Source organism: Martinezella sp. CNPSo 3957, from assembly GCF_057784395.1.
In genome coordinates this window covers 413,642-426,401 of sequence record NZ_JBXSOU010000002.1, presented here as the reverse complement: position 1 = coordinate 426,401, position 12,760 = coordinate 413,642, and the positions used below count along the sequence as shown (strand labels likewise).

Genomic DNA, 12,760 nt, shown 5'->3' with positions numbered 1-12,760 from the left:
GCCCATATTAAACCCGTGACATTTTGAACGGTTGACACTGAAAGGACCCTGAAAATGACGACCATCAGCTATAGACAGACCGGCACGCGGAACCCGTTTCCGTCAGGCGGAAGTTACATGCCCTTCTTTTCTCGCCTCGCTAATCGCTGGCAGCAGTGGCGCTCCCTTCGTGAGCTCGAATCTCTGTCCGATGACATGCGCAAGGACCTGGGCTGGCCGGCCGCAAACGAAATCAAGAAGCCGAAAGCTACCCGATGATAATCAGCAAGCATAACGGCTGAAGGCGGCGTTCAACCCAAGCGAGCGTCGCCTTTTGAACATTTACGCATCAGGATGCGAAGCGCATTTTAATCCTGAGAATTACCCACAAATATATTTCGTCGCTTGAGCATATTGCTCGCCTCCCCTTTGTTTCTCTCCTTCATAGCCGTATTTTTCAAAGTAGACGCAAATATCCCTTTGCGGCCGCGATTATCCATGCCAATGTCGCTTATAGACCATCGGGCCGACGTATTTGACGCAAGGAATACGTAACGGCCCTGGAACATGGATTTTCACGACATGAGCAAGACCCCGATCAAGACGCGCTCCCTGGTTTTCTTCCTTGTTCCGCATTTCACTATGCTGCCGTTTTCCGCCGCGATCGAGACGCTACGGATTGCCAATCGCATGCTGGGCTACCCCGCCTACACATGGCGGCTCGCCTCGACGGACGGTCAGAAAGTCTATTCCTCCAGCGGCATCGGGCTGGAGGTCAATTCCTCCCTTACCGACGAGCGCCGTTATCTCGGCGGCGAGAACCGCCCCAACATGGTGCTGGTCTGTTCCGGCATCTATGTCGAAGAATTCCACAACAAGTCGGTCAATGCCTGGCTGCGCGAGACATACAATCGCGGCGTCGCCGTCGGCAGCCTCTGTACGGGCGCGCATGTGCTTGCCCAAGCAGGATTGCTGAATGGCAAGCGCTGTGCGATCCACTGGGAGAACCTGCCGGGCTTTTCGGAAACCTTCCCGCAGGCGGAAGTCTATGCCGATCTCTATGAGGTCGACAGCAACCTCTATACATGCGCCGGCGGCACCGCCTCGCTTGACATGATGCTCAATCTCATCGGTCAGGACTTTGGCGAAAACCTCGTCAACCGCGTCTGCGAGCAGCAGCTGACCGATCGTGTCCGCAGCCCGCATGACCGCCAGCGCCTGCCGCTGCGCGCGCGTCTCGGCGTGCAGAACTCCAAGGTCCTATCGATCATCGAGCTGATGGAAAGCAACCTTGCCGAACCGCTGTCGCTTTTGGAAATCGCTGACGATGCCGGCCTGTCGCGTCGGCAGATCGAGCGCCTGTTCCGCCAGGAAATGGGCCGCTCGCCGGCACGCTACTATCTTGAAATTCGCCTGGATCGCGCCCGGCATCTACTGGTGCAGTCCTCCATGCCGGTTGTTGAAGTGGCGGTCGCATGCGGCTTCGTATCGGCCTCGCACTTCTCTAAGTGTTATCGCGAACTCTATAATCGCTCGCCGCAGCAGGAGCGCGCAGAACGCAAGCTGACCATGTCGACCAACCGCACCGGCATTGTCGTCTGAGAGCGATGGAAATCAAGGCAATCGGATTATTGCAGGCGGCTTACTGGGCCGCCTGTTGAGCCATCTTGAAATCGGAATAGACCTGGTTTCGGCCACTGTGCTTCGCCATATAGAGAAACTGGTCGGCAGCATTGAGATAGTTGTCGAAGGCCTCGTAGCCGGCAATTTCCGCAACCCCGATGGAAACAGTCACCGAAAGCTCTTCGTCGTCGGCATGAACCTTCAGGCTCGCAAGGCTCAGTCGGACTTCGTCGCACAGCTCGGTTGCCGCACGCGAATTCATTTCCGCAAAAAGAATGGCAAACTCTTCGCCCCCAAGGCGGGAGAGCAGATTATTCGTGCCTTCCAGAAGCGTGTGAAGCCTGCCAGCAACGGCCTTCAGCACTTGGTCTCCGATCTCGTGCCCATAAGTGTCGTTCAGATGCTTGAAGTGATCGATGTCGAGAATGGCAACGGAGCTCGGACGCTGGCGACGCAGGCATTCATTGACTAGGCGCGGGCCATGATCATAGAAATAGCGCCTGTTATAGAGCCCAGTCAGATAGTCGCTCGCCGCCGCCGCCCGCAATTGCTTCAGCTGCGACAGCGTCTCCACATTCAATGCAATGCGGCATTGCAGCTCTTCCTGAACGAAGGGCCGATAGATGAAATCGCTGGCGCCCGCCTTCAGGAATGTCGCAGACAGCAAACGATCGTTCGAAGACGAAATGCCGATGATCCGCATCCGATCCGAACCATAGCGGTGGCGGATGCGGCGGGTCAGTTCATGCCCGTTCATGTCAGGCATATTATAGTCGGTGACGACGATTTCGATGTCGTCGAATGTTTCGAGCATTGCCAGCGCCTCGACACCCGTGCCGGCTTCAGCGACCTTGAATTGCTGGGCGTGCAGCAAGTCCGTCAGCATTTTCCGCGCCGAAGGCACATCATCGACGACCATCACGCGGACAGACCGATTGGCAATGGCGCGGCGGACGGAGGAGACGAGATTGTCGAGGGCGAACTCGCCATCCTTGAGCACATAGTCGACGACATTGCGCTCCATGATGCGATTGCGCGTCGCTAAGTCGAAAGATGCCGTAAAAACGATAGTGGGAATGTCATGGGCGACGGCGACATCCAGGGCTTCTCCATGGGCAGCGTCGGGGAGGTTAAGGTCGATCACCGCCATCGTGAAGCTGCGATCCGCCCCTGCCAGCACCTCGTTCAGCACTTTCAATGAAGAGCAATGGGTTACCGCAAGACCGAGTTCGGTTTCGAACCGATGCGATAGCACCGCCGAAAACATGCGCGAATCCTCAACCAGAAGTATTTTCTGGCTGCCGTCGCGGTGACCGAGGCCGCCGCTGAGGTTTCCCGCATGCAGTACCATTTCCCGTCAATTCCTCCCACACCCTCAGGTGTATGAATATTCAGTCAATTGCAGGTCTGCCAAACCGTCTTTCCCGTATCCTGAACAGGATTCGTGAAAAAATTGGAACCGCCGATTGCGGAGATTTACATAAAAGTGATTTTTCCTCACTTTTTCTGGATTGCTCAAGCCGATTTTATCGGGCCTGTACCTCCCTCGCAGGCGGCTGCGCCGACTGAATCTGCAACAGCGTGTCGAGATTCTGATTCACGCGGCAGTAGAATTCCTCGTCGATGAAGGGCCGCAGGATGAAATCATTGCCGCCCGCTTTGAGGAAACGGGCAGAAAGCAGCCGGTTGCTGGATGACGAGACACCGATAATGCGCAGCTCATGAGAGCCGGTGGTGGCGCGGATGCGCCGCGTCAGCTCGAATCCGTCCATGTCGGGCATATTGTAGTCCGTGACCATAAGGCCGATATCCGAGCTGGCTTTCAGGATTTCGAGCGCTTTTGCACCATTCTCCGCAACGCTGACGCGGAAATTGTAGCGTTTAAGCCGGCTGGACAGTAAAGCGCGGGCCGTTGCGCTGTCGTCCACGATGAGAACGTGGTGACGATGGTTCGTCAGAAAGCGGCAGATCGATTCCGCCAGCATATCCACCGCAAAGATATTATCCTTGAGAATATAATCCACCACATCCTTGGCGATCAGCTCGTCGCGTGTGCCTTCGAGAAAAGTGCCCGTGAAGGCGATCGTTGGAATGCTGAGATCGAGAAGATAAGCCAAGGCCTCTCCCTTCTCGGCGCCCGGCAGGTTCATGTTCGAGATCGCCAGCTTGATCGGCTCCGACGACTTGTCGTAGGCAAGCTGCAGTTCTTCGAAATTGCGGCAAATCTCGACGTCGATGTCCAGAAGCCCCTTCAGCTTCGCCCTGACCATCGATGTAAAGAGATTGGAATCCTCGACGAGAAGAATGCGAGAGCCGGCAAGAGACGCGCCGGAATATTGCATCCCCGAAACACCCAGAAATGGCATAATGAAAACCTGTTTTTGAAAATGATCCCCTCTGTATTGTTTTAAGACAAAGCTTTTGCGTATTTGTTAAGTCGATTGGTTTCCCGGAAATGAAGAAAATTACGCTGGTCGGCCGACGCCGTTCGAGGCGCGGGCCTTGCTGGCAGCACGTTGTCCATGTCGAGAAGTCAGGGTTAAGTCTTCCAGACGGAGCACACAGGCGGCGGCCTGCCTGCGTGCAACTTACTCCGCTGCGGTCCGGCCGCGACGCCGGCTCGCCGCCCCCTTTGCCTCCGGCACTTTATCTTCGCGGGACGAAACAGAGCCTTCCTGAATGGCATCCCCGGCCTCGGGCCCGTCGGCAGAATCCGTCAGTGCTTCGGCTGTAGCATCCAGCTGCCTGCCTCTCCTACCGTCGCGAACGATATGCAGTTCTTGATGCGGATAGGGAATTGAAATCCCCTCCTCGTTGAAGCGCTTCAGGATTTCGATGCGCAGATTGTTGCGGATCTCCATGCCGTCGGAGAGATCGGACAGATAAAAGCGCATCTCGAAATCGAGCGATGACGGCCCGAAACGCAGGAACTCCACATGCGGCTCCGGATTCCTAAGCACCTTCGGGATCGAGCGTACCAGCTCCAGCAAAATATCCATCACCTTGCGCGGATCGGCATCATAGCTGACGGATACAGGGATTTCGGAGCGGCCAAGCCTGTTGCGATGCGTCCAGTTGCCGAGGGATGCGTTGATAAGCTCGGAGTTTGGCACGATAATCGACTGCTTGCGGAAGGTCTCGATCTCGGTCGCACGCACCGAGATGCGCTTGACGATGCCTTCCGATGTACCCGAAACGATCCAGTCGCCAACCTTGAACGGTCGTTCGACCAGCAGGATCAGGCCCGACACGAAGTTCGACACGATATTCTGCAGACCGAAACCGATACCGACCGAAAGGGCGCTGGCGACGAGCGCCAGGCTGGACAAATCGATGCCGGCAGCGGAAATGGCAAAGATCGCCGCCAATGCTATGCCCAGATAGCCGATGCCGGTTCTCACCGAATTGCGGACACCCAGATCCACCTGCCCGCGCGCCATGACATTGCTATCGAGCCACCGCTGGAACCAGCGCGTGACCAGATAGCCGCCCGCAAACAGCAGGATACCGACAAAGATGCCGAGCAGCGAGATCGACATGTTGCCGATCTTGATCTCGGTGAAGAGCCTGTAGGCGAAGGCTTCCAGATCCTGAATGTGGAAACCCCAGGAGAGCAGAATCAGGGGAATGCCCGTCAGCAGCGCGACTGCGTAGGTCGCAAGTCCGGCTGCGAGACCTGCCTGATCGAGCGCCACTTCACGCAGCGTCAGACGGTTTTCCAAGAAGCGGCCGATGATCGTTTCGGCAAAGACGCCCTGCTTGGATACGGCCTTGCCGAGCTGAAAACCGAGATACATGGTTGCGATGACAGCGCTCGTCACGATCATCTGCGTTGCCATGAAGCGGGCAAGCCCCACATAGCCGATGAACGAGGTGAAGATCACCAATATGCCGAGAGCGCGAAGAATGATGGCCATGCCATGCGGCCAATGGCGACCTGGCGCATCCGGATCGCCATTCTTGGCCAGCATCGGCGAGCCGAAGGAGGCCGCAATCAGGATGAGGCCGATCAAGAGTGCGGCCAGGAAGCTTTTCGCTACGGTAACGACGACCGGCGATCCCAGAGACTCGCTGATGCGGTCGAAGACGTAATCCAGCCCGTTGACCACGGCCATCGCCTGCAGGCACCAGGTGAGCGAATGCGCTCCCTTGTTTGACAGCTTGACCAAGCGCCAATGCGGCCGGAATGGCGCGAAGACGGCATTGCTGAGGCGACCGACAAAATAGACGAGGCCGATGAAGCCAAAGACCGCCGCCAGTATCGGCGCGATGTCGGGCCGCAGCACATTGAAATTCGAGAGGAAGAAGAAAGATGTGACAAGAAAGGCCGCCAGCGACAGCGTGCGGATCAGCGTCGACCAGAAGGCGACGGAGAGTCGGCTGATATAGGGCGGATTCTCGATAGCCTCGTCCTGCACGTAGTAGCGGCGGAACAGCCGATAACCCCCAAAAAGAAATATCAGCGCAGCGCCGATCGACAGGCAGACGGCAGCCAGAAGCGAGGCGAGCTTTGCCTTGAGCACGAAGGCGATCCAGCTCGTCACCGCGGCAGTAAACTTGACGCCCTCCTCGACCAAAGCCGCGCCTGCATCGTCGAATGTCGTGGTGGAAACCTCCGTCCGCTTGAATAGTGTCTCGGCAAACAACTTTCGGCGCATCTCCATGAATTGCATCGAAAGCCGATTACTTTCTGCGGTCAGATTGTCTGCATCGAGGATCACGGCACTGATCTGCGAGCGTTCGGCATTGAGCCGGTCGCGCTCCTGTGTCACGATCGGAGCCTCAGGCGGCTGGCCTTCCTTCGGGGCAGCACCGAGTTGCGTCAGGCGTGTATCGATCTCGGCGGTACGGGGTTTCAGGCGCGCGGAAATAGCAGCGGTGGTGCGATTGAGTTCGTCAACCTGGCCGGAGAGCGCCACGAGCGTCTCATCATCAGCCGTTGCCTGCTTCGCCGCCTCCTGAAGCGATGCGTAGGTCTTCTTTGCCTTGCCGAGTTCGGTGACGGCCGTATCCAGCAGCCCAGTGGCGAGCTGCCCGGGCTGTTGATCCGTTTGCTGTGACGTCTGGGCCGGCTGCTGATCCTGCGCAAAGGCATCCTCGCCCACCAGCGGACCGATGATGGCAAATACAGCCAATCCCAGCAACAAAAGAGGCAATAGAAAAAGACGAGATTTCAGCGGGCGCAAGCAGAGCTCCTCGTTGCACATGAAGTCGCAGCCAATGGATGACCGAAATCGCCGCAAAAACAGAGACCCGACTCGTCCTATAACAAGATTGCGAATTCCATAGTCTTTACGCGTACGCCTTGTAAGACAAAGAAAGGCGACACGAAGGCATTTCACGCCCTTATCCTGTCCAGAACCTCGCTCAAAACCTGGTAACGCCGCCTCATATTGGACATGACCTATCGCACGGACCAGCGCCCGTCCAGAAATAGGCCAGAGAACCACCTTGGCAATGATAGATTATCGCGCTGGGCAATCAGAATGAAGGTGGCGCCATGTTCGGCGCCCGCGGCAAGCCGCTATTCTGCCGCGATGCAGCACGCTTAACGAACCAAACGATCGCCATCTTGCTTGCAACTGGAGACGCTGCTGAGTGGTCAGACCGCCTTGCATTGCGGATGAAAACGTTCCGCCACGCTTTCGGCGGCAGCATAGGCCTGCGTCACGATCTCAGGCACGAGATCGATGTCCGGGAGACTTCCAAGCCCCAGGGGACCGATGGCAAAGAGCCCCTCCGTCGAACGCCCATTGACCTCGAGCCCACCTGCAGCATCGACGGCGAGACCGAGACCGAGCTCGTCCGGCACTGCGAGGCCGGCGTCGATGAGGCTGCGCAGCAACGGCGCATTCAGATCGGGCGCCTGGCATCGACAATCGATCACGTCATCGGCATAGAGCTGCTCGGTCTCCTGCCGTCCCGCGGGCCTCAAAATCAGCCCTGTCGGCGTCCGCCGGATGAAGTGACCGCGCCGCAACAGCGTGTTACCCTCAGCCATCTCCTGATTGAGGCGAACATGCAGGGCTTCGGGCAACCGATTGCGATGGCTGTCATAGAGCGCCCGCAGATGACGGTTGAACTGCTGCTTCTGACCGGCCGGCAGGGATCGCCATAGCGATCGGGCATGCTTGCGCAAACCATTCATAACGGACTGCCAGCTCTGCCCGTTCGCCTCCGCCTCCTCGCACGCGCGGCGAATGAAGCGAACAATTTCGCTGAGTTTATCTGGCATCTCATCTGCAGGGAAAACCGGGTCGGCATTGTTGCGCGTATGGCTCTGCGGCAGGAAGCCCCGCCGCGAAACGATGGTGATCTGCCCCGTATAGCCATTTTCGCGCATCTGCAGCAGCCGATCGACCACGCGCAGGCCGCTTCCCAGCAAGATCGTGTGCGGTCGCGACACAAGGCGGCGCGCACGAACGGTGGTCGGGACCGTCACGAGATCGCTGGCCTGCGCCTCCCGATCGGCAATGCCGTAGCCCGTTGCCAGCACCACCATATCAAATGGCGCATTGCCGGCACCGTCGCTCTCCACCACGAAACGGCCGCCGCGAACACGCCTGAGACCGAAGACCGTCTCGCTGCGGACCTGCACCGCCACATCGCGCCGTGATGAGAAGGCTTCCGAAAAGCGCTGGTAGACGTAGTCGCTGAAAATGCTCTTCGGCACGAAGATCTGCAAGAAACCCGGTATGGCGGCGGGAACGGCGCTGCGGAAAGGCGCATTGCTGGAGAGCCATTGATTGAAATCGTCAGGATCGCCGGCAGAGACCGAAAGATCGCGCACGCGGCTGTTGAGGATTTCGCTGCTGTGTCCCGAGGCGAGCGCCTGACCACCGCTGACGCTGGAATTGGGATCGAAGAGCTGCAGATGGAAGGGAAAGCGCACTGTCTTCAGCAGGGCGATTGCCATCATCATGCCGGAAAAACCACGTCCGATCACGGCAATCCGCGGCATCACATAAGCCGACGACGCCGCATTCGTCCTGGCGGAAAAGAATCCCTGAACCGTCATATCAACTCCTGGGGCGAGAGGTGGTCGATCATGCCTTTCTTGGGCTTGTCACTTAACGGCCCGAAATTCAAACTCCGATCTCATGCTCGACACCGAAGAACGGTGGCTGACAAACGCATAAGAGCCGCTTCGGGTCTCAAAATTCCACCATTCTTCTCCAACGAAAGAAAGGTGCGACAGGCAGGTCCAACTCGTGCAATATCCGATGCCTGCAATCGTCCGCCATTGCTTCTTGAAGCGATGAGGCGGCATGATTATTGTCATTGTCTACTTATTTAGTCGTATATGAAAGCGCGAAAATGCGCGTCTAGCAAGCGCTTTCTTCTGCGGGCGGAATCGGATTGGCGATAATGCAGTTTGAAAAACATCTTGCGGTCGGCTGCTTTCTTCGTGCCGCGCCTTCGATTGAGCCGGGAAAAGGAAAGCAATTCCGCGCGCTAAGATCAGATTTCGAAACCGCTTTCGCTGTGGAGGGAATGGCATTGGAAGGCACCGAGTTCGCTATTCGATCTGACTGACATCGGGCCGAACGCTTACAATTTTTCAGTCGGCGCCTATTATACAGAAGGGTGCGAAACCAGCATCTCGCTGATTTGCCACGCCCTGAGGAGCCGAGTCGGCGCTGGTCGAGGAGTGACAAATGGGGACTGTTTCCCAATTGTATGAACGCGTCAGGCCGCCCGCCCATCGCGTTCAAAGCGAAGAAGAGGCGCTCGATATTGCGCGCTCGTTTGCGGCCGCCTTTGCACAGCAGGCGAGCGACCGCGATATCAACCGCATCCTGCCCTATGACGAGGCCGAGGCTCTATCCCAATCGGGGCTGCTTGGAATTTCCGTTCCCTCCGAAAATGGCGGCATCGACATTTCGAACAGCGTTCTCGCCGAAGTCATCGCCATCCTGGCGGAGGCCGACCCTTCCATCGCGCAGATATTGCAGACGCATTTTCACGTGCTGGAAGCGGTCAGAATTGGCGGCGGTGAGGACCAAAGGGCACTCCTTTTCGATCGCGCCATTACCGGCGATCGTTTCGGCAGCATCTTTTCCGAGGCGGGTGCGAGCGGCGCCGACCAGCATTCCTGGCATCTGACATCGGACGGAGCCGGCTTCCGCCTCAACGGACGTAGCCGGCCATCCGCCAGCATTCTCTTTTCAGATTGGATCGCGCTGTTCGCGGCGGATAAACGCCAGGGATCGATAGCCGCTGTCGTGCCCAGAAATACGGAAGGCATCCAGATCATCGACGATTGGGACGGCTTTGGTCAACGCACCTCCGGAAACGGCACGGTCATATTGCATAATGTCTATCTCGATGCCGACACCCTGCTCGTAGACCGAGAAAAGTTGGCGGAGCCGACGGTGATCGATTGCGTGAACCAGCTCACGCGCGCTGGAATCAATCTCGGCATCGCCAGATCCGCACTGGCAGCGACTATGGAGCTCGTGCGGGCGCGTCCTCACCCGGAGGAAAGCGATGGCGATGAGCAAGCCGTCAATGATCCGCTGATCGTAACGAGAGTCGGAGAAATTGCCGTCCACATCGAAGCGGCAACGGCAACGATGGAATGGGCCGGCGGCAAGATCGACGCGGCGCAGATCAATCTCACGGAAGACCACGTCATCGATGCGGCGCTCTCCGTTGCGGCAGCCCAGACTATGACGGCTGATATTGCGATGGAGGCAGCCGATACGCTGTTCGAGCTTGCCGGCACGACGTCGGCGGGCATCGGCCTGAACCTCGACCGCCATTGGCGCAACGCCCGCATCCATACGCTGCATGAACCGGCCCGCCAGAAATACCACATCGTCGGCAACTACCATCTCAACGGCGTGAAGCCATTGAAGAGTTGGTTGCCTTGAAAGCAAAGGTACGTCGAAAATCAGGCGGTATGAGAAGCGCGTCGATCTTCCCGTTCCGGGGCGTCGAAATCCGCGCCACCGGCGACGAATTGTTCCAGCGACATGTTGTCGAGAATCTCGGCAATCGCGTCACGCACCTCGGTCATCGAGCGCCGTACCTGACAACGCTCCGGATCGGAACAGTCGTCGCAAGCTTCATAGGCCGTGCGGCTGGCGCAGCGGATAGGAGCCAGCGGACCGTCCAGGGTACGGATGACGTGGCCGATGCGGATTTCCGAGGCGGGACGCGACAGCGAATAACCGCCGCCTGGCCCCTTCTTCGAACGCAACACGCCGGCGTTTCGCAATTCTAGCAGGATGGTATCGAGAAACTTCTTCGGAATATTGTTGCGTAACGCGATATCGTTGATGAACGCGGTTTCACCCGGACCAAGGCGTGCGAGATCCACCAGCGCCTTCAATCCGTACTTTCCTTTTTTCGTAAGCATCGCCGTCCGCTTTACTGCAAAGTCAGTTGTTGAAAACCCGGCATGGCTCGAAAGAGACTCAACGGGCCAATCCTGTCAGCATGGGACTGCGGAAGTAACTCCGCAATCTCGTGGGAACAAGATAGTAACTCACAAATTGTATAGTTTATATGAGTAAATTTAGGCAAATGTATCGTCTGAGCAACGAATTTGCGGCTTTTCTTGGATTTTAGGCGGCGCTACTGTCCAAATATGCCTTCCCTTGCCCACGCGTCGTGTAATCGGCGATCGCGCCGGCCACCTGGTCGGCGACGAGAACGGCGTGCTCGACCACCTCGGGCAATCCCATCAATTCGCCGAAGGTTCCGCGTGCGAGCGGTCCGGAGATAAACAGAGATGGTGTCACCGTGCCGTCGGCCGCCAAGGCGCGTGATTGCGTGTCGCAGGAAAATCCCAAGCGGGCGGGATCCAATGCGAGATATCCGGCTTTCGACAGCTCATCGATCCAGGCTTGGGATTGCAGAATGCCTCGGTGTCCCGGACCGGTGGTAACGACGACCGCATCGAATTGCCTTCTGACGAAGCGGTCGGAACGGCTCAATCGCAACCGGCAATCGATGACATCGTCGGTAACGCCAACCTCCGCAACCGAAGCCGCCAGCACCTCAAGCCTGCCGCTTGCAAGCGCCCGTTCGCTGACAGCTTCCACCTGCGGCGCAACACGGAAACGATGGACATCCCAAAACGGCCGCAAATGCCGAACCAGCCGACGCCGCTCCTTGATCGGAAGCGCCTCCCAGATTTGCCGCCCCTGCGTCCTTACCTGATCGATGACCGCATGCCAGCTGCGTCCTTCCCCTTCCGCCCTACGGATAGCCGCTCGCACGCTTTTCAGCAGATCAACCGCGGTTTTCGAGGGCTGATCAGCAAAATCGCCGAATAGCTCCTGCTTGACCGCGGCATGGCCACGCGAGCGCAGACCGCGTCGGGATATCGCGGTGACCGGCCCCTTATGTCCCCTGAGTTCGAGCGAGGCGATGACGTCGGCCGAGGTCAAACCGTTGCCGACCACAAGGACGCGATCTCCGGCGCCGACGACCGAAAGCGCATCAGGACGCGTTGGGTCGGCAACAAAGCGTGGGTGATCGGCAAGCGCATCCCGCAACACCTGCGGCGGCAAAGGCGACGGATGGCTTGTCGCGATGACGAGAATATCGGCATCAACGCGCCCTCCGCCAGCACCGGTCACCGCCCAGCGGCCGCCCGTCCTCTGGATCCGCTCGACGCTTTGCCTGACGTGGCGCAGCCGCCCGTTCTCGGCGAAGGGACGGATCATGCTGTTGATATAGCTCCCGAAAACGGAGCGTCGCGGAAAAAGACTGCCATCGACGGCAATCGCCGCATCATCATCGGCAAGCGCATTATTTTCCAGCAGCCAGCGCTGAAAATGTTCGATGTCATCGGGCAGCAGGCTCATCCTCGCCGCGGGTACATTGATGCGATGGGCGATATCCTGCGTGTCGTAGGCGAGCCCTGCCCCCAAACGCTCCCGCGGCTCGAATATGAAGACCTGACCGACCTGTCGCGATTGTCGCTGCAGCAGATGAAAGGCAACCCCTGTTCCGGAAACGCCACCGCCGACGATAACGACAACAGGCAGGTCACGCGGCTGATGGTCAGAGCCAAGGGTCAATAGCCAACTCCCTCCAGATCGATCGCACCACGTGATTTCTGCAAGAGTTGGGCAATCGGACTTATCATTGTCCCGATGCTATACTCTATAAAATTTGTTGACAATACGATTGCAGCGCGCGT

Annotated in this window: 10 protein-coding genes; 4 read left to right on the top strand and 6 right to left on the bottom strand. The window is 57.9% G+C overall.

Annotated elements, in window-relative coordinates; all coding sequences use genetic code 11:
• Positions 1-54: 54 nt before the first annotated feature.
• Complete coding sequence (locus AC13QE_RS07245; RefSeq protein WP_112334601.1) at positions 55-258, top strand: YjiS-like domain-containing protein; 204 nt, start codon at positions 55-57, stop codon at positions 256-258.
• Between the two features lie 303 nt (positions 259-561).
• Positions 562-1,581 (top strand): GlxA family transcriptional regulator, encoded by a 1,020-nt coding sequence (locus tag AC13QE_RS07240; protein ID WP_348627044.1) that lies wholly within the window; start codon positions 562-564, stop codon positions 1,579-1,581.
• A gap of 40 nt (positions 1,582-1,621) precedes the next feature.
• Here AC13QE_RS07240 and AC13QE_RS07235 read toward each other — a convergent pair whose 3' ends face one another.
• The 4 genes from AC13QE_RS07235 to AC13QE_RS07220 all read right to left on the bottom strand — a co-directional run bounded on the left by AC13QE_RS07235 (position 1,622) and on the right by AC13QE_RS07220 (position 8,620).
• Positions 1,622-2,953 carry a diguanylate cyclase gene (locus AC13QE_RS07235; protein ID WP_488483173.1) on the bottom strand — a complete coding sequence of 444 codons (1,332 nt, stop codon included), beginning with the start codon at positions 2,951-2,953 and terminating at the stop codon, positions 1,622-1,624.
• Between the two features lie 175 nt (positions 2,954-3,128).
• Positions 3,129-3,968 (bottom strand): response regulator, encoded by an 840-nt coding sequence (locus AC13QE_RS07230; RefSeq protein WP_015340234.1) that lies wholly within the window; start codon positions 3,966-3,968, stop codon positions 3,129-3,131.
• Positions 3,969-4,190: 222 nt separating this feature from the next.
• Positions 4,191-6,788, bottom strand: coding sequence for a mechanosensitive ion channel family protein (locus AC13QE_RS07225; RefSeq protein ID WP_488483172.1), 2,598 nt, complete (start codon positions 6,786-6,788; stop codon positions 4,191-4,193).
• Between the two features lie 416 nt (positions 6,789-7,204).
• On the bottom strand, positions 7,205-8,620 hold the full coding sequence (locus AC13QE_RS07220) for an FAD/NAD(P)-binding protein (RefSeq protein ID WP_132716908.1): 1,416 nt from the start codon (positions 8,618-8,620) through the stop codon (positions 7,205-7,207).
• Positions 8,621-8,970: 350 nt separating this feature from the next.
• Here AC13QE_RS07220 and AC13QE_RS07215 point away from each other — a divergent pair, with 350 nt between their 5' ends.
• The gene (locus tag AC13QE_RS07215) at positions 8,971-9,138 is read left to right on the top strand and encodes a hypothetical protein (RefSeq protein ID WP_488483171.1); all 168 of its coding nucleotides are present in this window, start codon (positions 8,971-8,973) and stop codon (positions 9,136-9,138) included.
• A gap of 122 nt (positions 9,139-9,260) precedes the next feature.
• The gene (locus AC13QE_RS07210; protein WP_488483170.1) at positions 9,261-10,478 is read left to right on the top strand and encodes an SfnB family sulfur acquisition oxidoreductase; all 1,218 of its coding nucleotides are present in this window, start codon (positions 9,261-9,263) and stop codon (positions 10,476-10,478) included.
• A gap of 20 nt (positions 10,479-10,498) precedes the next feature.
• On the opposite strand, the gene AC13QE_RS07205 is transcribed toward AC13QE_RS07210, so the two are convergent.
• Together AC13QE_RS07205 and AC13QE_RS07200 are read right to left on the bottom strand one after the other, a co-directional pair.
• Positions 10,499-10,966: an RrF2 family transcriptional regulator gene (locus AC13QE_RS07205; RefSeq protein ID WP_132716910.1), complete on the bottom strand. Its 468-nt coding sequence runs from the start codon at positions 10,964-10,966 to the stop codon at positions 10,499-10,501.
• 208 nt (positions 10,967-11,174) lie between these two features.
• Complete coding sequence (locus tag AC13QE_RS07200) at positions 11,175-12,638, bottom strand: FAD/NAD(P)-binding protein (RefSeq protein ID WP_488483169.1); 1,464 nt, start codon at positions 12,636-12,638, stop codon at positions 11,175-11,177.
• Positions 12,639-12,760 lie beyond the last annotated feature (122 nt).